The sequence below is a fragment of the Longimicrobium terrae genome (assembly GCF_014202995.1).
GTDB classification, from domain to species: Bacteria; Gemmatimonadota; Gemmatimonadetes; order Longimicrobiales; family Longimicrobiaceae; genus Longimicrobium; species Longimicrobium terrae.
Window position 1 is genome coordinate 49,134 of sequence record NZ_JACHIA010000009.1, and the last position, 20,896, is coordinate 70,029.

The 20,896-nt window shown below is 71.3% G+C and carries 11 protein-coding genes; 1 reads left to right on the forward strand and 10 read right to left on the reverse strand.

The window, feature by feature from the left end; genetic code table 11:
• Nucleotides 1–330: 330 nt before the first annotated feature.
• The 5 genes from HNQ61_RS29600 to HNQ61_RS15410 form a co-directional block, all read right to left on the reverse strand.
• On the reverse strand, nt 331–5,409 hold the full coding sequence (locus tag HNQ61_RS29600) for a translocation/assembly module TamB domain-containing protein (RefSeq protein ID WP_170034978.1): 5,079 nt from the start codon (nt 5,407–5,409) through the stop codon (nt 331–333).
• A complete protein-coding gene (locus tag HNQ61_RS15395) occupies nt 5,406–7,640 on the reverse strand; it encodes a BamA/OMP85 family outer membrane protein (RefSeq protein ID WP_170034977.1) in 2,235 nt (744 codons plus the stop codon). Before HNQ61_RS15395 ends, HNQ61_RS29600 begins: the two co-directional genes overlap by 4 nt.
• A 353-nt stretch (nt 7,641–7,993) precedes the next feature.
• Nucleotides 7,994–8,461, reverse strand: a complete 468-nt coding sequence (locus tag HNQ61_RS15400; RefSeq protein WP_170034976.1) for a hypothetical protein — start codon at nt 8,459–8,461, stop codon at nt 7,994–7,996.
• A gap of 3 nt (nt 8,462–8,464) precedes the next feature.
• Nucleotides 8,465–11,113, reverse strand: coding sequence for a transglycosylase domain-containing protein (locus HNQ61_RS15405; protein ID WP_170034975.1), 2,649 nt, complete (start codon nt 11,111–11,113; stop codon nt 8,465–8,467).
• 688 nt (nt 11,114–11,801) lie between these two features.
• A complete protein-coding gene (locus tag HNQ61_RS15410) occupies nt 11,802–12,968 on the reverse strand; it encodes a saccharopine dehydrogenase family protein (protein WP_170034974.1) in 1,167 nt (388 codons plus the stop codon).
• A gap of 353 nt (nt 12,969–13,321) precedes the next feature.
• On the opposite strand from HNQ61_RS15410, the gene HNQ61_RS15415 reads away from it, so the two are divergent.
• Nucleotides 13,322–13,510 (forward strand): hypothetical protein, encoded by a 189-nt coding sequence (locus HNQ61_RS15415; protein WP_170034973.1) that lies wholly within the window; start codon nt 13,322–13,324, stop codon nt 13,508–13,510.
• Nucleotides 13,511–13,728: 218 nt separating this feature from the next.
• Here HNQ61_RS15415 and HNQ61_RS15420 read toward each other — a convergent pair whose 3' ends face one another.
• From HNQ61_RS15420 to HNQ61_RS15440, 5 genes are all read right to left on the reverse strand, one after another.
• On the reverse strand, nt 13,729–14,145 hold the full coding sequence (locus HNQ61_RS15420) for a hypothetical protein (RefSeq protein WP_170034972.1): 417 nt from the start codon (nt 14,143–14,145) through the stop codon (nt 13,729–13,731).
• An 80-nt stretch (nt 14,146–14,225) separates the two neighbouring features.
• On the reverse strand, nt 14,226–14,897 hold the full coding sequence (locus HNQ61_RS15425) for an HAD-IA family hydrolase (RefSeq protein WP_170034971.1): 672 nt from the start codon (nt 14,895–14,897) through the stop codon (nt 14,226–14,228).
• 5 nt (nt 14,898–14,902) lie between these two features.
• Nucleotides 14,903–15,847, reverse strand: a complete 945-nt coding sequence (locus HNQ61_RS15430) for an alkaline phosphatase family protein (protein WP_170034970.1) — start codon at nt 15,845–15,847, stop codon at nt 14,903–14,905.
• Between the two features lie 685 nt (nt 15,848–16,532).
• Nucleotides 16,533–17,723, reverse strand: coding sequence for a lytic transglycosylase domain-containing protein (locus tag HNQ61_RS15435; RefSeq protein WP_170034969.1), 1,191 nt, complete (start codon nt 17,721–17,723; stop codon nt 16,533–16,535).
• A gap of 969 nt (nt 17,724–18,692) precedes the next feature.
• Nucleotides 18,693–20,459, reverse strand: coding sequence for a phospholipase D-like domain-containing protein (locus tag HNQ61_RS15440; protein WP_170034968.1), 1,767 nt, complete (start codon nt 20,457–20,459; stop codon nt 18,693–18,695).
• Nucleotides 20,460–20,896: the final 437 nt, after the last annotated feature.

Genomic DNA, 20,896 nt, shown 5'->3' on the forward strand with positions numbered 1-20,896 from the left:
GCCGCGGGCTGTGAGGCCCCTCCCCCGGCCCCTCCCCGTGCAAACAGACGCACGGAGAGGGGAGAACCCACACCCGCCCCGCCGCAGTCCGCGGAGGCGGACTTCGTGTTTTTCGAGGTGCGGTTTCAACCGCCGGACCGGCCCTCGCCTGCTTCGCGGGTTCTCGATCCCACGGATGTGTTGATCTGCTGCCCTGCTCTGCTGCTCTGCTGCTCTGCTGCTCTGCTGCTCTGCTGCTCTGCTGCTCTGCTGCTCTGCGTGAGATGATCAGTTCGGGGGTTCGATGAACGAAAGAGGGCGCCTCCGCGGCTGCGGAGGCGCCCTCTTCCTCTAATCCGGCGACGGGTCCGGCGGCAGGGGCGGCGGCGCGCCCGTCGGCGTGCTCATCTGCCCCGGCGCGGGCACGTCGGGGGCCGGCGGCTCGATGTTCTCCAGCACGTCCGCGTCCGTCACCTTGGGCCGGCCGTACTCCCACCGGCGGCGGGCCTCCAGCGAAAACTGGTAGGCACGGCGCTGCAGGTTCAGCAGCAGCGGATCGCGCCGCACCGGCTCAAAGGCGCCGCGGATGGCCCAGCTGCGGCTGGCCTGGTACTCGAACGACGCGCCCGGCCGCGGCTCGCTGAAGATGTTGGCGATCTCCAGCACCACGTAGAAGTCCTCGAACAGCTGCTTGCCCGCTTCCACCGAGGCAAAGGCCAGGATGTCGCTGCTGATGGCCGTCACCCCGCCGCCGAAGCCCACGCCGGTGGGCCGCGCGCGCAGCCGCACGTAATCAAAAAAGCCCAGTTGCGTGAAGACCTGCTCCAGCTGGTTGGTGATCACACCGCCCAGCAGCTGCTCCAAGATCACTCCCTGCGTGAACTCCGAGGGGAGGCTGGCCAGGTCCGCGCTGCGCCGCCCGAACAGCAGCAGGCTCAGCAGCTCCGACTCCGGCAGCGGCGGGCGCGTGTTGCTGCTGAGCGCGATGGTGGGCGCCTGCAGCGTGCCGCCCAGGTGGATGTTGACCGCCAGGTTCTCGGCGCCGGGATCGCTTCCGCGAACCTGGTGCACGGCGTTCACGTCCAGCCGCGGGTTCAATTCCGGCGTGCCGGTGAACTGCACGCTCCCCTCGCTGATCTCAAAGTCGCGCTGGATGGGGCCCACGCTGAGCGTGTAGGTGCCGCGCAGCGTCTGCACGTCGCCGAACACGCGAGGCAGGCCGCCGCCCTCGTACAGCACCAGCGGCCGCTCGGTGGCCACGTACACGCTCAGTTCGCTGGACTGCAGCCGCACGTTTTCGCCGATGGACACTTCCAGGTTGTTGGGCACCAGCATGCCCACGATGCCCGCCGCCGTGGCGACGCCCGCGGACACGGTGTCGGCGCCCAGCTCGCCCACGTCCACGTCCACGATGTCGGCTTCCGTGGGCGCGCCCGTTTCCGGGATGTAGATGACGCCGTCCTGGATCTCCACCGCGCCCGACAGGTCCGCCCGCGGCAGCCGCCCGCCGATGCGCAGCCCCGCGTTCACCTGCAGCGAGGCGAGGTCGTCGCGGTCCGCCGCCTGGAAGTTGTTGGCCCTGATCTCCAGGTCGATGGACGGGCGCCCCGGCTGGTCCAGCACCACGGCGCCGGTCACCCGCACCGAGCCGTCGCCGCCGGTGTACGCCACCGCGCTGTCGACGGTGATCTGGTCGCCCTGCAGGTGCACCGTGGCGGCCATGTTCTCCCACCGCACGCCCAGCGGCACCACCGTCACCGCGGCGCCGGCCAGCGTCGCCGTTCCCGCCACCGTGGGATCATCCAGCGTCCCGGACACGTTCACCTGCGCGTACGCCTGCCCCACGCCGTTCTCCAGCATGGTGGGCAGCGCGCCCGCCACCAGCTGCATGGGGAGCGAGTCCGCCGTCAGCGTGGCGCGCAGCGGCTCCGTCCTCAGCAGCTCGAACCCGGGAACCAGCCCGCCCAGGGTGAGCGTCATGGGGACCGTGGCGTCCGCGCTCAGAATGCTGCGGCCGTCCAGGCGCACGGTGGCGCGCAGCTGCATGGCGCGGTCCGCGTATTCGCCGTTGAGCGCCAGCGAGTCCGTCTTCAGCCCGCCAAAGGCCAAGCCCTCCACCAGTCCGTCCAGCAGCACCCGCGGCCGCTCCACCGGGCCGGTGACCGCGGCGTTCAGCGTGACGATTCCCGCCACGTCCGGCATGGCGGGCGCCAGCTGCCGCAGCTCCGCCAGGTCCACCCCGGCCACGCGGATCATCAGGTCCGCCGTCCCCGTGGCGGGGAGGGTGCCGTTGGCCTCGATGAAGCCGGTGGCCGCGCCGGAGCGCTGCAGCCGCAGGTTCTCCACCCGGTAGCCGCCGCCCTCCAGCATGGCCAGGCGCGCCTGCGGAACCGCCAGCGCCCACTGCACGTCGCGCAGCCGCAGGTTCAATTCGCGCAGCACCACGGCGTTGACGGACAACCCCTGCAGCTCCAGCGCGCCGGAAGCGTGCAGGTCCGTGTTCTCGTCCCGGCGCAGGTCCACGCCGAAGGTGGCGGCATCCGGCGTCAGGTTGGCCTGCAGTTCCAGCGAGCGGTAGGTGTCGCCGCCCACGGTCAGGCCCTGCCCATTGAGCGCCACGTTGCCCGTCCACACCGTGGAGCCCTTGGCCAGGTTCACGTTGCCGGCCAGCTGCTCCGCGCGGTAGCCCTGGTACTGGATCCCCGCGCCGCGCACCGCGGCCGCGATCTCCGGGTAGCGCAGCGTGCCCTGCACCCAGCCGCTGGCCTGCAGCGATCCGCTGATGGCTGGCTCAAACGCCCCCGGCGGGGGGATGAACGCGGCCAGCACGCCCAGGTTGGGCGCGTCCAGCGTAAAGCGCAGCGGCTCCGGCGCGGCGTTCGTCAGTCCCAGCTGGCCGCTGGCTTCCAGCCGCACTCCGCGCACGGCGAGCGACATCGTATCCACCCGCAGCACGCCCGCCTCGGAAACGACGCGCACGACGCCGCGCTCCACCGTCACCCCGCCGACCGTCGTTCCCGGCAGCGTGGTGAAGGCCACGCGGCCGGCAAAGGTTTCCGGCGTGGTGCCGCGGCCGTCCACCGCCAGGTTCCCCGTCAGCCGGGTGCCGGGAAGGTCGGTAAAGCCGGGAAGCCCGCTCAGGTCCAGGTTGCGCACGCTGCCGGTGACGGCGTACTCGGGCACGTCGCCGGGGGCAAAGGTGCCGCGCACGTCCACGCCGCCCATCTGCCCCGTGAGCGCCACGTCGAAGCGGTACGGCTGGCGCCCGCCGCCGGACACGGCGATGGGGCCGCTCACCGGGCCCGGGAGCAGCCCCGGCCGGCCGATCAGCGCGCCAATGCGGAACTCGTTCACCCGCCCCGCGACGTCGAACTGGGGCGATCCCGTGCCGCCGGGGCGGCGCACGGTGCCGCCCAGCGCAAAGCTGCCGTTGGCGCCCTGCCGCATGTCCACGGCAAAGCGCAGGTCCTCCGTGGTGCCGCGGGCGCTGAACGTACCCGACAGCGGCCCGTCCATGGGAATGTTTCCCGTCACCAGCGTGGCGGCGCGGAACGCCTCCAGCCGGCCCTGCACGTCAAAGCGCATCGGCTCGCCCATGCGCACCGAGCCGGCCATGGCGATGCCGCCCGCCGAGCCCTGCAGGTCCATGTCGAACCGCACGTCGTCGCCGTTGCCGGAAACGGAGATGGGACCCGCCAGCGTCGCCCGGCGGAAGGGGAGCGAGGGGAACAGCTCCGTCAGCGTGGCCAGGGCCAGCGGCTGGGCGCGGGCGCGAAGCTCGTACTGCAGCACCTCCCCGTTGCGCACCGTGCCCGACAGGCCGGCCAGCACCGTCTCCGGCGCGTCGCCCACCTTGTAGACCAGCTCGCCGCCCTCGATGCGCAGGTTCGCGGGGGAACCGGAGATCGTGGCGCCGCCGGTGATCAGCCCGCGCAGCAGCGGGTTGACCGTGTCGCTGAGCGTGGCCAGGTGCTCCAGCCGGATGGGGCGGGCGTCCACGCGCAGGTCCTGAAAGCGCAGCGGCTCCTCCGCGCCCGGACGGAAGCGCACCAGCCCCGCCGCGGCAAGGACGGACGGCTCGGCGCCCGGCGCGTCGCGCGGGGTGAGGTCCGCCGTCAGGTCCAGCCGCAGCGGGCCGCCCTCGCCGGCGCTGAGCACGTCCAGGCTGGCGATCTCGCCGCGGACGGTGCCCAGCAGCGGCAGCTCATCCACGTAGCCCAGCGTTTCCATGTCCCGCAGGCGCAGCGGGTCCAGCGTAATGCGCGTGTCCGTAAAGCGGAGTTCCTGGTCCGGCGCGGTGATCACGGTCAGCCGGCCGGCCGCGCGGGAATCCAGGATGGCGACGCGCGCGTCGGACACGTTCCACACCGTGCGCCCGCCGGACTGCGTGCGCGCCGCCAGGCGGAAGGCCGCGGTTCCGGTGGCGGGGACGGGAAAGCCCATCCCCTGCAGGTCGGCGAAGCCCAGCGGGTTGGCGCGGATGTTCAGGTCGAACACCGGCCCCGCATCCGCGAACAGCACCCGCCCCGCGCCGTCGAACGACGAGTGGGGGGTGCGGAAGCGGGTGATGTCGAAGCGGATGGTCTTGTCGGGATCGGACTGGATCCACCCCGCGAACGCCTGGATGCGCGTGTCGGGGTTGCGGACCGCGGCGGTGAGGGAGGTGATCTCCGTCCGCCATCCGCCGTTGGGCCCCACGCGCACCAGCGGCAGCGTGGCGTCCACATCCGTGAGCGTGTGGATGGTGTACGTCTGCCCGCCGAAGCGCGCGCGCTCCGGCTGCTTCGTGGACGCGAACCGCCCCGTGGGCGCCGGGCCCGCCACGTACGGCCGGGCGATGCGCACGCGGCCGTCCACGATGCGCATGCCGCGGAAGTCGAGCGGACGGCTCACCTCTTCCTCGGCGCCGGGCGCGTTCAGCGGCTGCCCGGCGGCTTCGGCCTTGATGATGTCAAAGAAGTTCCACTCCCCGTTCGCCCGCTGCAGCAGCCGCGCGTTGGGGCGGATGAGCTCCACGTCGTCGATGACGATGGCGCCCTTTCCCGTCATGGTCCGGGCGATCAGTCGGCCGCGCGCGAGCGGTGCGCTGACGATGGTGTCACCGGCCTTGTCGAGAAAGGCGACCTGGCGCAGCACCACGCGGAGCGATCCGTCTTCCTCGATCTTCTCCAGCTCGAACGCGTCCGCGGGCAGGCCCAGGCGCACGCGCACCTGCTCCTCCACCACGCGGGTGCGGGTGCGGTTCACGTACCACAGCAGCAGCGACGCGGTGAGCGCAAAGCCCAGCAGCAGCCCCAGCACCAGCACGCCGATGCGCCCCAGCCCGCGGCCCTTGCGGCGGCGCGGGCCGGGCGCGGCGGCGGCGGCGGGAACGCGGCCCCGGCGGCGAGGGGGCGGCGGCGGAAGCTCCGGAGCGATGTCGTCGCTCACAGCGCGTTTCCGACGGAGATCTGCAGCGTCAGCCGCTTCAGGAAGCCGGGTTTGTCATCCGGCTGGTAGCGGCGCAGCAGCGGCGTGGGGAGCAGTTCGCCCCGCTCGTTGATGCCGTACAGCGGGCCCGGCTCGCGGCTGTAGGGGTTGTATCCCACGTCCAGGCGAATGGGGCCCACGGGCGTGGCAAAGCGGCCGCCCACCCCCGGGGTAAAGCGGATTCCCGGGCGCACCAGCGTGGTGTCGCGCGTGTCCCACACCTGCCCCGCGTCCAGGAACACCGCGCCGCGCAGCGCCGGCCGGTTCAGCAGGGGGAGGGGGATGGGAAAGGTGAGTTCCGTGCTGCCCAGCACGCTGCGGGTGCCGCCGGTGGACGACGAGATGGTGTCCACCTCGAAGCCGTCGCTCCCCGTGCGCCGCGGACGGACCACGTAGACCGTGGGCCCGAGTTCGTTGAAGCGGAAGCCGCGCACCCCGGTGGGGCCGCCGCCGTAGAAGCGCTGCTCCGGGGGAATGTACCCGGTTTCCTCGTTCAGCAGCCCGGTAAGGAAGGTTCCCGCCATCAGCCGCGCGGAAAGCACCAGGTTGCCGGTCAGGCGGCGGTGCGCGATGCCATCCGCCATCAGCCGCAGGTACTGGTCGTCGGACCCCAGCGCGGGCGAGGCGTAGTCCACCGTGGTGCGGAACTGGTGGCCGCCGGAGGGGAACGGGTCGATGCGCACCCGGCTCTGCGTCAGCCCCAGCGACACCGAGTTGGACCAGCGGGGGCGCTCCAGCGCGCGGATGTCGCCGGGGCGGCACACCTCGAAGGCGATGCAGAAGAAGTAGTCGCTGGCCCGCGTGCGGCCGCGCTGCACCTCGAACGTGAGCGAGGCCAGCGTCTGCGGGGCGATCTGCCGCACGATGCCCACCTGCGAGCCGGTGGCGTCGCGCACGTACAGGTCCAGCTCGCTGATCTGTTCGGTGAACAGCCCGGCAACCACGCTGGTCTGCGTGCCGAACAGGCGCGGCTGCAGGAAGTTGGCGGCCAGGCGGTAGTTGATCTGGTCGGCGATCAGCGAGTCCTGCGCGGTCTGCCGCCGCTCGGGGTTGAAGGCCGGGCACAGGTTCTTTTCCAGCCCGTCCACGGGGCTGGCCACACCCACCTTGGCGATCAGCCCGGTAATCTCCAGCCGGCGCGCGCCGCCCAGAAAATTGCGGTCCAGGTGCGAGCCCTGCGCGCGGAAGCAGTCGCGCGTGGCGTATCCCCCCGCCACGTCCACGGCGTAGCGCGGCGCCTCCACGATGCGGACCAGCACGGTGCTGCCGATGCTGTCCCGGTCCAGTTCCGCGCTGTCGGGGGTGGCCTGCAGCCGCTCCGGCGCCACCTCCACCGCGGCGAAGTTCACCAGCTCCAGGTCGAACAGGTTGCGCTGGCTGCGCACCAGATCCGTGGCGCGCAGCGGCCGGCCGGTGCGGATGGCCATCTGCCGGCGCACCGTTTCCGGACTCAGGCGGTACAGGCCCACGATGGCGATGCTGTCCACCACCACCAGCGGGCCGGGCGCGGCGTTCAGCTCCACCTGCGCCACGTCGGCGATGGTATCGATCTCGTAGTTCCGCAGCACCTGCGCGTAGGCGTAGCCCTGGTTGAGCAGCCAGTTGCGGACGGTGTCGACGGAGGCGAGGAAGTCGATGCGGCGGAAGGGCTCGCCCTCCTTGAGCGGAAGCGCGCCGCGGATGCGGTCCAGCCCCGGCAGCGAGTCCGCGCCGGTCACGGCCAGCGAGGTGAGCGTAACGCGGTCGCCCGGCTCGATGCGGAAGGTGACGTTCACGCCGTCCGGCGCCTCGTCCACCAGCGGAAGCACGCGGGTGCCGTAGTAGCCCGCGTCGCGGTGCGCCAGCTGAATGCGCGCCACGTCGCGGCTCAGGACGCCCAGGTCCAGGTTGTAGTCCTGCTTGCCGATCTTGCCGATGCAGAAAGGAAGCACGCCCAGCGCGCGGCAGCGGGAGGGCTGCGTGGTGATGACGTTGCGCAGCGAATCCGCGGGGACCACCAGGCTGTCGGCCTCGAAGTCCACCGAGCGCACATCCTGCCCCTCGTACTGCGCAAACTGCGGCAGCGGGCCGGTGGGACCGGCCTGGTTGCCCGCGCACGCGGCCAGGCCGGCGGCGGCGCACAGCAGCGCGGCCGCCCGCGCCAGCAGGGCGCGCGGACGGAACCGGAGGGCGGAGAACGGCGGAACGGGCATCCGGTGTCGGTGCGGAGTACATGCGGCGGCACGCCTCGTACCCGGAAGGGGGAACGGGGCTGCCGCAAAGTATCGGGGCCGCGCGACGGAACGGCGCACGGGACAATCTACGCACTGGCGGGCGCACGGCAACGCGCCGCACCGCCAGGAAGCTGAATCAGGACGCGCGCGGGCGCGGAATCCGGCGTAAACCACCGTTCCCGGCGCATCCCTCGTGCCAGCACGCGGACCGTGCTTCCGCGCCCCATCCATCGGATAATCCGCCGGTTCCGGTTGATGGACGGAGGCGGACGGCGTCCCGCGCGGGGATCACCGGGTGTCGCGCGGCGGGGACGGCTCGTCCTCTCCGCCGTCTACCGCGCCGTCGTCCCGGGCGAAGTCATCGACCGCGTGTAAACGATGGCGCCGAGGACGGCCCCGGCGATGTAGACGGGGAGGACGGCGGGATCCAGCCGAGCCCCGGTGAGCCCCACGCCGAACCCGCGCGATAGCCGCGCCGGGATGATGAGGAGCGTGAACAGCATCGCGCAGACACCGAGGCCGGTGTTGATTGCGTACCGCCGCGCGGTCGTCCCCGCGCCCACCCGGCCGCCCAGCGTGACCGCCGCCGCGAATACGACGATCAGCAGCAGCTTGACCGCGGGGCCCATCTCGTCGGCGATCCCCCACACGGACGAAAGGAATCCGCCCCCGCGCGCGTTCTGCCGGGGCGAGAGGCCGAAGTACGCGACCAGGGCGCTCGTGCCGAAGATCATCATCACCCAGGCGGCGAGCAGAGCGCCGAGCCTCTGCCCCGGCGGCGGTGCGACAGAGCTCTTCATCCCCTACTCCGGCGCGGGGAAGGCGAGGGTGTCGCGCGGGGCGTCCAGGCGGATGGTGTCCGCGGGAGCGACGGGCTCCGGGAGCGGCGGATCATCCGGCGTGCGCAGGCGGATGGTGTCCGCCGGGGCCTCGGGCTCCGCGAGCGGCGGATCGGCGGGCGCGTCCTCCGGCGCGGGGACGGCGACGGTGTCCGTCCGCCGCTCCGTCCGGGTGCGGCGTACCGGCGGCGGCCCGGCATCCTCGCGGACTTCGGCATCCCCGCCGGCGGCGCGGCGCACGCGGCTGCGCACCTGGTCCCACGCGTCGCGCGCCCACTCGCGGGCGGAGGTGCGGGCGGACTCCCACGCGCGGGTCCACCAGGGCGAGTCGCTGCGCCGCGATCCGCGCGGGCACACCCCGGCGGGAACGTGGGCGCGCAGAAAGTACTCCTGATACGTCGCGCCCGGCGCGCGGCAACCAGGCGCGATGACGCGGTCGCCGCTGACCGAAACCGTGCGCTGGACCACGTTCCCCGGCGCGCTCCATGCCTCCGGCGCCTCTCCCCGCTCCGCCACGCGCATGATGCGGCCCCACACCGGCGCGGCGAGCGTGCCGCCCGATCCGCTGGCGGTAATTGTCCGGGGCCGGTCGAAGCCGATCCACACCAGTCCCACGTGGTCCGGCGTGAACCCGACGAACCATGCGTCCGTGGCGCCGTTGGTGGTTCCCGTCTTTCCCGCCGCGGGGATTCCGGGCCCCAGCGCCGCCCGGGCCGCGCTCCCCGTCCCGCGATCGACGACGCCGCGCATCAGCGTCGTGGTCACAAAGGCGACACCGCGGTCCATCACCCGTTTGCGCTGCACGTCCTCGCGCCAGAGGATTTCGCCGTCCGCGTTCTCCACCCGCGTCACCCAGCGCGGCTCCACGCGCACGCCGAGCGTGGCGAACGGGGTGTAGGCGCGGGCGAGTTCCATCGGCTGCACCGCCGTCGCGCCGATGGCTACGGAGGGGAGCTGCGGGATGTCGCGGCTGATGCCGGCGCCGCGCGCCATCTCCCCGACCTTGTCCAGCCCCGCGCGCTCCGCCAGCTTGACCGCGACGGTGTTGATGGACTGCCGCAGCGCCGTCCGCACCGTCACGCTTCCGCGATAGCGGCCGTCGAAGTTGCGGGGGATCCACACCTCGCCGCCGGGCATCTGGCGGCGGACGGTGTCATCGACGATGCGGTCCGTGGGATTTACGCCCTGCTGGATGGCCGCGGCGTAGACGAACGGCTTGAAGGCCGACCCCGGCTGCCGCAGCCCCTGCGTGATGCGGTCGAAGCGCGACTCGTCCCACGAGCGGCCGCCCACCAGCGCGAGCACGTCACCGGTGTGCGCGTCCATCACCACCGCCCCGCCCTGCAGGTACGGCGTCTGGTCCGCCACATCGTATTCCGCCTTCTTCGGCCCGTCGAAGCGCCCGAAACGGCCGGACTCCACCGCGCGGATCTGCGCCTCCAGCTGCCGTTCCGCCGCGGACTGCACGGCGGGGTCCAGCGTGGTGTAAACGCGCACGCCGCCGTCGTACAGGGACGGGCCCAGCTGCGACTCCAGCGCGCGCCGCACCTGCTCCACGAAGTACGGGGCCCGCGTGGCGCGGCGGTTGTCCGGCTGCAGCCGCGCCAGGCGGACCGGCGCCGCCTTGGCCTCGCGCGCGCGGTCCGCGGGAATGCGCCCCTGCGCCGCCATCAGCGTCAGCACCAGGTTCCGCCGGCCGGTGGAGAGGGCCAGGTTGCGGCGCGGACTGTATCTCGTGGGCGCCTTGGGAAGCCCGGCCAGGAGCGCGGCTTCCGGCAGGGTGAGCGCGGAGGCGTGCTTGCCAAAGTAGACGCGGGCGGCGGACTCGATGCCGTACACGCCCTCGCCAAAGTAGATGTTGTTGAGGTAGACCTGCAGGATTTCGCGCTTGCCGTAGTGCGCCTCGATTTCCCGCGCCACGCGGATTTCCAGCAGCTTGCGGCGCACGGTGCGGTCCGAGGCGGGCAGGCGGTCCGGAAAGACGTTTCGCGCCACCTGCATGGTGATGGTGCTGGCCCCCGCGCCGCGCTGCCCCGGGATCAGGTTGCGCGCGGTCTGGGCGATGAAGCGCGGCCAGTGCACGCCGCCGTGGCGAAAGAAGTTCTGGTCCTCCACCGCGACGAAGGCCTCGGGGACGAGCGGAGGCAGATCGTCGATGTCCACCACCGTCCAGCGCGTGGGCGACAGGTCCGCCAGCAGCCCGCCGCGCACGTCGAAGACGCGCGCCGCGCCGCCGGGCTGAAGGGCGGCCAGGCGGCGCACGTCGGGGCAGCCGCGGAACCCGCAGCGCTGCCAGCTGAACAGGGGGAGAAAGCCGAGGATGGCGAACAGCGCCAGGATCCAGCGGCGGTGGAACGGGTGCCGAAGTCCGCGCCCGCCCGCACGGAACCCGCCGCGGAGCGCGCGGCCGCCGGCGGAGAGGATGGCGGCGAAGAAGAGCGCGTCGCGCTCCATCTGCTCGCTGAACCAGTCCGCGGCGGCGGCGGGAACGGCCCGGGGCTCCGTGAAGGGCATGCGCGCGCGGCGGCCCAGCGTGCGCAGGCGCTCGCGCAGCGCGGGAAAGCGGCCGGGGCGGTACACGTTCTCGGGCGGGGACGAGCCGGGCTGCGGCATGCGGTCGGGTTGTGGGCGCGGGGCTGGATGGAGAGGATGCGGCGGGGCAGGTTCAGTGCCGGAGAGATCAGAAAGGACGCGGCTCGGACGGTTTGGCGCATGCGGAGGCACCCCTCTCCCCCCAGCCTCCTCTCCCGCAAGCGGGCGAGGGGGAGCCGTTCGGCGCGGGCGACGGGTTCGGTGCGCGGCCGACACCTCGCGGGCCCCTCCCCGGCCCTCCCCGTGCAAAACAGACGCACGGAGAGGGAGACAACGACCACTTAACCCGATCCGAATGGTGCCGTGCGTCGGAGAGGCCCCCTCTCCCCGGCCCTCTCCCCCGCTCCGCGGGAGAAAGGGAGACCTCAACGCGGCGGAGGATGCGGCTTCAACCCCGACCCTTCACGCGGTTGAAGCCCCGAACGGCGCCTGTGGGCGTCGTGTCGGGGGTTCCCGCTGTCTGAGCGGCGGATTCATTCGCTCCACGGCATTCGCTTACACTTGGCACTGGGCCATCCACACCGGACCATCCGCCCGACCCAACCCTCCCCCAGTCTTTTTTGGGGGAGGGTGGGCGAGTAGTACGAGCCCGGGTGGGGGCCGCCCGTGAACTCCGCCGCCCGCATCCATCCTTCCGCGCGGAGAGCGGAACGGGGGCCCGGCGCAGTGCGCCGGGCCCCCGTTTGTCATCGACCGAAACCGACGTGGTTCAGCGGATCGCGCCGAGCACCACGCGGCTCTCCTGAATCACCACGCCGCGCTCCGCCAGCGCCCCGATGTACTCGCGGGCGGGCATGGCCTCGTCCGGCGTCCACACGCCCGGCTTGATCTTGCCCTCGGCCTGCAGCGTGCCGGTGATGGCCAGCGAAAAGCCCGTCGTGCGCATCATCGCGGTGATGCCGGTCTTTTCGTCATAGCGGTCCAGCAGGTCCCAGCGCAGCAGTACGTTCTCGCCGCGGTCGGTGCCTTCCACTTCCACGCGGAGCGCCACCAGGTCCGGGCTCTCCTTGTAGTCCTTGCGCAGCTTGGGGCCCACGGCGGCGATGAACAGGTCGCGCGGCACCACCGGCACACCCTTGACGTTCACCGGCTCCAGATCGAACAGCCCCAGTTCGCGCAGCATTTCCATGGCCTTGGCGTGGCCCGGGTAGCGCAGCGTCTTGTACTCCATCGTGGGGATCTTGCCCTCGTACCGCTGGGCCATGGCGCTCAGCCCGCCGGCGGTGTGGAACGCCTCCAGCCGGCCCGCGCCGTCGAAGTCGAGCTCCACGATTTCCGACAGCGCCGTCACCTGCGTCTGCTTGCCGTCGCGCAGAACCCAGGAGAGCGTGGTGTAGTAGTCCAGCACGCCTTCCAGGCTGTAGACGACCTGGTAGTTCAGCGGCGGCTGCGGCTTCTGCGGCAGCCCGCCCACGTAGATGCGCGCGGCGCGCGTCTCGTCCAGCTGCCGGATGCCGTGCTCGGCCAGGATGTTCACCATCCCGGGAGCCAGCCCGCAGTCGGGAATGATGCTTACGTTGGCCGCCACCGCGCGGTCATGCCCCTGCTTCTGCTGCAGCACGATGTCGGTGTTGCCGCCCAGATCGCAGAAGTGCGAGCCCGCCTCGATCGCGAGAGTGCTGAGCGGCCCGTTGAAGTAGTACGGAAACGCGCTCATGGTGGCGGACACGCCCTGCATCACGCGGCGCATGGCCTCGGGATCGTTGGCGTCCACGCGCACGGCGGTCAGGCGGCCGCCGGCCAGGTACGGGGCAAGAAACGACGGAAGGGCGTCGACGTTCTGGTCGGCGATGACCACGTCGTGCTCCGTATGGGCAAGCAGGTCGTAGGCGCAGGCAGAGCCCTGAAGGCCCGCCCCCAGCACCAGCATCCGCATGTGCAGGACTCCGGAGGGTGATCGGAAACGATCCGGCCCGCACCACGCGGTCCCGGAAAAGGCGGCCAAGATAGCGGCGCGGACGGGCCGGCGCAAAAACGCGCGCCGGCGCGGGCAGAGGATCGGCTGAAAAGACTGGCGAAAAGTGGACCTTCCGCCGGGCTCCGTCGCCGGTCGCGTCAAGTAGACGCCGGCTGGTTCGCGGGGTCACGAAGGGGAGGGCGCCGCCATCGGGGCTGGGGCGACTGAAGTCGCGGCAACAACGGCGCAAAGTCCGCCTGCGCGGACTGGGGGTTCAGGCAGGGTGCGGCGAGCGTGGGTCGGCGCGGCCGCAGGTCCCCGTCGGTGCGCCGATGCGGATCGATGGGGTCGCCGTGCCGGTGCGTCAGGCGTGGATCGGTGGGCCGCCGTCATGGATCGGTGCGCCGGGCTGGGTCGGCGCGGCCGCCATCCAGGAGCGAATCAGTTCGCATCTGGAAAGCCACGAAGTCCGCCTTTCCGACGGTGTCGGCGGCTTTCTCCAAGCCCCCCAATGCAGTTGAAGCCCCGAACCGGATGCGACAGCAGCCGGTGTCGGGGGTTACCGCTGTTCGAGCGGCGGATTCATTCGCTCCCGGGCGACGCGGTGGCATGGTTGCGTGGTCAACTCGTGGCAGATGCCGACTCTGTTTGGTCCTATGGTGCGGTCTCACTGGATGAACGAGAAACGCCGCGGCCGCTCTGGGCGGGCGCGGCGTTGATGGTTTGTGGTCGATGACGATCAGGCGGGCGGGGCGCCGAAGCGCTTCTGCAGCTCGGTGAAAAAGGCGTCGGCGAGGACGGCGAATCCGGCGGCGTCGATGCGGATCCGCTCGCCGATGCCGGTCTTGAGGACGGAGGATTCGGGCTTGTACCTGATGGTGCGGTCCGCCGTCATCACGCCGTCATGCTGAAGGATGGATTCGCACAACATCCGCACCTCGTTGAGCGCGTTGCCATCCTTGCCCTCCATCCCCCGCGTGCGGTGCACGAAGCAGCGGTCCAGGTCCAGCACCATCGTACTGAAGAAGCGTGATTCGAACGCCTCCACCGCCGCGCCGCCCGCACCCGCGAGCGAGCGCCAGGCCTCCAGCTCCGCATTGATCCGCGCGCGGCATCCATCAATGTACTCCGGCGGATACGTGTTGGCTGCGAGCACGTCATCATCTCCAGATCAAAGGGTGGATACCGCTCACGAAACTCCGTCCGCCGGCCACCCCGGCGGACGGGAGGGACAGTTCAGCCGCGCGCCTCGTCCAGCAGGCGCAGCACGTCTTCCTGCGTGTTGAGCATGAAGTCGGGGCCGGCGGCGATGATCGCGTCGTGCGGAAACGGGCCCCAGAGCGCGGCGGCGGTGCGCGTCCCCGCCGCGCGCCCCGAGGCAATGTCGTGCGGCGAATCGCCGATGAAGATCGCCTCGTCCGCCGACACGCCCAGCCGACGCAGCGCGACCTGCACCGGCTCCGGGTGCGGCTTGGCGTGCGTCACGTCTTCCGGCGTCACGATCTCGTCAAAGTGCTCCACGATCCCGCACAGCTCCATGCCGCGCAGCGTGGCGCGGCGGTGCTTGCTGGTGACGATGGCCATCAGGTAGCCGCGCCGGTCCAGCTCGGCCACGACCTGGGCCGCGCCGGGAAAGGGGCGCAGCAGCTCGTCGTGAATGCCGTCCTGGTGGTCGCGATAGGTATCCAGCATGGCCAGCGACTCCTCATCGCTGCGGCCGAAGCGGGCCAGCTGCGTCTCCAGCGGCGTGCCGAATCCGCTCAGCCACTCCTCGTCCGGCGGCACGTGGCCCAGGTGCGTGGCCATCGTATGCCGCCAGCAGCGCATGATGAGTTCGGTGCTGTCCGCCAGCGTGCCGTCAAAGTCGTACAGAACCGCCCGGATGGGGCGATGGATGAGTTCAGTCACGGGAATCAGTCCTTTTCCGCCTCGCGGGGCGGGTGGATGTGCAGCGCGTTCAGGATGGCGGGCGCCACGTCGGTGATGGCGCGCACCTCCGCGAACGCCTCGCGGCCCGGTCCCAGGATGATGACGGGCACCGGGTTGCGGGTGTGACCGCCGCGCGCGTCCTCCAGGTTTCCGTGGTCGCTGGAGACGACGAGCAGCAGGTCCGGCGGAATCGCGTCGGCCAGCGCGGCCAGGAAGCGGTCCAGCTTGGCGACGGCGGCGAGGCCGGCATCCAGGCCGCCGCGGTGGCCGCTGTAGTCGGTGTCGTAGTGGGCGAACAGCGTTACGTCCGCCCCCCCGGCGATGCGGGCCAGGGTGCGCGCTGCATCCTCTGCCGTCACCTGCGGCACCTCATGGCCCAGGTGCTCCGTCCACCGCTCGTGCGTGATGGAGGATGCCACGGCGTCGCCGGCGAACAATTCCGCGGCCCCGCGGACCAGCGCGCCCACTGATTGCGCCACCAGCGGCGGCGCGGCAGGCCGGCGAAAGATGCGCGGATCGCCCCCGGCCAGCGGGTACGCGTTGGCGAACGATGTGGTGCGCCCCGCGTCGGCGGCGCGGCGCAGCAGGTTTTCGCGCGCGAGCATGGGGCGCAGATCCGTGGGCACCCACGGGCCGAAGTGGCGGCCGTACTCCGCGGCGGCGTTGCGCCCGGTGAGCAGCGCGGTCTGCCCCGTCCCGCTCTGGGGCGTGCCTTCGACGCCCATCGTGGCGTCCGCGGCGATGAGGACGGCGCGTTCGGAGACGATGCGCCCGTCGCCGTCCAGGTGCTCGCGGACGGGACGGCGCCCACCCAGCAGCCTTTCGATCCCCGGCAGCGGCGCGGCGGCGAACGGGTTGTGCGCCGCGTCCCCCTCGCCGATGCCGACGCCATCCACGAATACGAGCAGCGCGCGGCGGGGATGGATCACGGCGTTCGGCCCGGGTGCGGCGTGGAAAAAGGATCGGCGGGCGGGAATGTAGGCAGGGGACGGGACCGGCGCGACCGGGCGGCGGGCGCGTTGGTCTGGCGAGGTGTGCGGGTACAACGCAGGGAGTGGCGGAGCGCACGGCGGCCCCCACCCGGGCTCGTACTACTCGCCCACCCTCCCCCAAAAAAGACTGGGGGAGGGTTGGGGCGGGCGGAGAGATCAGCGCGGTTCGGAGCGTATCCGGCGCGCCCAAGCGGCGTTGAGCGAATCAATCCGCCGCTCCAACAGCGGGAACCCCCGACACCGGCCACTGGCGCGTCCGGTTCGGGGCTTCAACTGCGTTGGGGATCGACAGAGACGGCCAGGGCACAGTCCGCGCAGGCGGACTTCGTGTATCTCGAGGCGCGGTTTCAACCGCCGGATGAAACCCGCCTCCCGCTCCGGACCAACCCCACTCACGACACTGGGGTGTGCTCCCTCTCCCACATCCGTTCGTGGGAGAGGGTCGTCGTGCGCAGCACGCGGGGTGAGGGGCCGCGGATGGCGGGCACCGAATATCGGCCCACAACCGAGTCACTCCCCCACCGAATCGCCCGCAAAACAGATCGGCCGCCGCGATCCTGTCGCGGCGGCCGATCATCATCCTCCAACTCCTGTTCTGTCGATCACATCCGCGCGTCCAGTCTCAGGACGGGATGACCAGGCGCTGTCCGGGGCGGATGCGGCTGCGAGATCCCATGCCGTTGGCGCGGCGGACGGCGGCCACCGACGTGTTGTTGCGGCGCGCGATGGTCCACAGCGACTCGCCCTTGCGGACGGTGTGGCGGCGGGCGCTGGTGGCGCGGCGCGCGGCAACCCGGCGCACCACGGCCTGCTTGGCCCGCACCTGCCGGGCTTCCGTCTCGGCCTTGGCCGACGCCACGCGCTGCACCTGCGTGAAGTTGGCCGCGTAGCGCTCCGTGCGTCCCCGCGGAATGCGCACCGGGTACGGCTTCCTACCTGGAGGCGTCATGGAGCGGACCAGGTGCGGGTTCATCCGCTTCAGCTCCGTCTCGCCCACGCCCACCGCCTCGGCGACGGTGGAAAGGCGCGTCCCCGCCGGCACATCCACCTCATCCCACTCCAGCGGCAGCCAGCGCTTGACGGGCGCCATGCCGTACTTGTGCGGCTCCTTGCCCACCAGCGCGGCGGCCACCATCAGCGGCACGTACTCGCGCGTTTCGCTGGGCAGGCGCCCGCGGATGCGCCAGAAGTCGGCGTCCTTGCCGCGCTGCTTGCCGGTGACTTCACGCATCACCCGGGCGACGCGGTTTTCGCCGGTGTTGTACGCGGCGGCGGCCAGGTACCAGGAGCCGAACTGCCCGTGCAGGTCCTGCAGGTAGCGCAGGGCGGCGTCGGTGGACTTTTCCGGATGGCGGCGCTCGTCCACGTAGCTGTCCACGCGCAGGCCGTAGCGCTCGCCGGTTCCTTCGATGAACTGCCACAGTCCAACGGCCTGCGCATGGCTGCGCGCGGTGGGGTTGAAGCCGGACTCGATCATCGAAAGGTACAGCAGATCCTCGGGCATTCCCTGTTCGCGCAGCTTGCCGCGGATCATGCCCTCGTAGCGCCCGGAGCGCTTGAGGTACAGGGCCATGCGGTCCTGCTGACGGCGCGTGAACAGGGTGACGAACTTCTGCACCGGCGCGTTGTGCACCACCGGGATGTCCCAGGTCGCGCCGGTGACGGCGGCGGCGGCTTCGGTGACGAACCCGTCGCCGCCGGTGACGGCCGAGGTCACCGTCGTGGGCGAACCCGCGTTGTTGCGGCCCGCGGCGGCGACGCCGAGCACGCATCCAAGCAACACGGCGACCGGCAGTGCAGACCTGAACTCCATTCGTCTCTCCTTCAGCTTGCGCGGATGCTTTTTCTGAGACCAGCCGAGCGCGCGCGAGGCGCTTAGAGAGGCGGGCCGGAGCCCACCGTGGTGCGGAGAACGACGGTGTCGTTCTGCACGTAACGTAAACGTACATATGGGGTTAGTCAACCCGGCGGTCCCGAATTTCCCATTTCGCGGGTAGATGAACCCAGGGCGGAATCAGCCGGAATGCGCATGAAATCGCGGTTTTCGGCGGGTTGGGCGGCCGGATCAGCGCCTCCTAAAGCGCTAGAAATGCATCTGATTGCACTGCATCAACTTAGGCGCGAAACACCCTTCGCGATCATGGGATGATGAGAATCGAGCCGGGATGAACGTCGGGTTGAGCCGATGCCGCGCGTCCGCCATCCAGGAGCGAATGAATTCGCCGCTGGAAAAGCACGAAGTCCGCCTGCGCGGACTGGGGCGGCGGGTTCGGCGGGTCACCCATCGTGCGTGCACGGCGGAGGCTGCGCGGACGAGCGCCGCGGGGCGGAACCGCAGGCTGAGCAGGCGCTGAGTTCATCCGCATTTTTTGAGGGACGTAATCATGCGCATCCCCGCCCCGCCGTCCCGTGTCGGAGCGGCGCGGGTGGCGGGAAATGCGGTGAGTTGACCATCCATCCGGACGGAGAGGCTGGCGATGGGCGATGATGCGGGCCCACGCTCCACCTGCTGCGCGTCTGTTTACGGAGCAGGTCGCGGGCGGGCAGGTTGTGGTGCGGGCGGAGCTTGCCGCGGGATCTCATCCTCCTTCGCGGCGGCGGATCAGTTGAAAAGACGCGCGGCGGGTGGTCAGTCCGGCGTCCAGCGGCGGCTCGGATGGCCGGCCCCGTTGCGGCGGAAACGGGGAGGACGGCGCGGGGGGAGGAGGATGCGAAAAGCGAGGAGTTCCGATGGACGGAACTCCTCGCTTTCGTTGGATCAACAGATCATCCGCCGACTGGGTCAGCCGATTCGGGGCGGACCGGGGTCGGCTTCGATTCGGGGCGCGCCGGCCGTGTCGGGATCGGGTTGGCGCGGATGGACTTCCTCGATGTTGATCTCCGTCGGCCGAAGCGCGCCGGTTTGCGCATCCGCGGTGGACTGCGGCGGATGACCGGCTGCGGCGTGCGACGCGGTCGGATCGGCGCCGCGCGCGGAGCGATCGCCTTCCGCGCCGGAATCGGGCGGATCGTCGCCGGTGTGGACGCGGACAAAGGCGGCGATGCCGAGCAGGATGTAGATCAGCGCACTGGGCCACGCCAGCACCCGCGGCACGAACACCCCCAGCACGCCCATGCCGATGAGGATGGCGCCCCACACGCTCACCCATCCCGTATCCTCGCGCCCCACCGTGCGCTGGCCGATGAGCGCGCGGGCCAGCACGGACGCCGCCCGGGCCAGCCGGCCCAGGAAGCGCGCCATCTGATTGCCGCGATACGACCGCTCCCGCGCCGCGCGCGCCGTTTCGCGGGCGACGGCGGCCTGGCTGCCGTCGCGCTCGCGCAGGACGCGGTCGGTGCCGCGCCGCTCGCGGATGCCGAGCACCGGGACGCGAGCGGAGTGCACGAGCCCGACTTCGACGGACGATTCCAGGTCGCGCAGAAAGAGCGCCTCCATCTCGCCGGCGAACACCAGGTCGGTGACGGCGACGTCCATCTCCCAGTTCCCCAGCAGCGACGCCAGGTTCAGGTTGCTGGAGCCCACGCGGGACCAGAACCCGTCCGCCACCGTCGTCTTGGCGTGGATCATGGGCCCTTCCCACTCAAACAGCCGCACGCCGGCCTCCAAGAGCGGCCGGTATCCCGCGCGCGACATTCCGCCGACGATGGGCCAGTTGTTGTGCGCGGGGACAAGGACGCGCACGTCCACGCCGTCGCGGGCGGCGGCGGCGAGCGCCTCCGTCATCGCGGGCGGGAGGACGAAGTACGGGTCCGTGATCCACAGCCGCCGCTCCACGCCCACGGCGACGAACTGCGAGATGCGGTAGATGCGCGACCGTCCCGGCTCACCTTCCACGACACGGACGGCCACGTTGCCCACCGTGCGCGACCCGTGCTGATTGGGAACCTCGTCCGGCGGAAGCACGCCGCCCGCCGCCGCCCACGTGCGCCCGAACGCCCGGTCGATGACCGCCGCCACGGGGCCGCGGAACTCCACGCCGGTGTCGCGCCAGGGCGGAATGCCGGCGTCCGGATCGCCCGCCCACTCGTCGCCGATGCACATTCCGGAGACGGAGGCCCACGTTCCATCGACCGCGACGACCTTGCGGTGGTCGCGGCGGATGTAGTTGAGCGGATCGGAGAACGAGGGCGGAGCGAACGCCCGCACCTCTACCCCGGCGTCGCGCATGGGCTTCCAGAAGGCGCGCGGCGTGGCCCAGCACCCCACCCAGTCGTACAGCACCCGCACGCGAACGCCCGCGCGCGCGCGTTCGCAGAGCGCGTCGCGAAAGCGCCGGCCGATGCCGTCGTCGCGGATGATGTAGTTTTCCAGGTGGACGTAGTGCTCGGCACGGGCGATGGCGTCCAGCCAGGCGCGGAACGCCTGCGTGCCGTCGCTGAGCAGGCGGGCGGTGTTTCCGCGCACCTGGTCGGCGTCGCTGGCGCGCTGCATGGCGCGCTCGGCCATGCGCAGCATCACCCGCATGCTGCCGGCCGTGGTCATCCCGCGGGTGCGCTCGGAAAGCGCATCCGCAAGATCGGGCCGCAGTTGGGGGAAGGCTTCGGGCACGTTGGAAGGTGTGAGGGTCCGGGCACCGCTTCGCAATCGCTCGGCCAGACGGATTATGGCGCGGTTCGCGGCGGCGGGAAAGCCTTTGATTCCGCGACTTGGACGAGGATCGCAGCTCGCCGCCCAGCGGTGTCGCAATCCGATCCGCCGCCCCGCGCCCTTCCCGCCAGGGGACCTGAGCGCGGAGGCCACGAGTCTGATCCGTACCCCGCCTGCCGGGCACTCCGCGTCCACCGTGGCAAGATCCTTCGACTTCGCGACACAGTTGGGCGCCGCTGATCGTCCGGCGAGGCGCTCCGCTCAGGATGACAAAATAGGGTGCGCAGTAACACTCCACGCCGAGGCTTTGTCATCCTGAGCGAGCGGCCACGCCGATCTTGGAGATGCGCCGATCCATGCAGCGAGTCGAAGGATCTTGCCACATCGCCGGCCCCGAG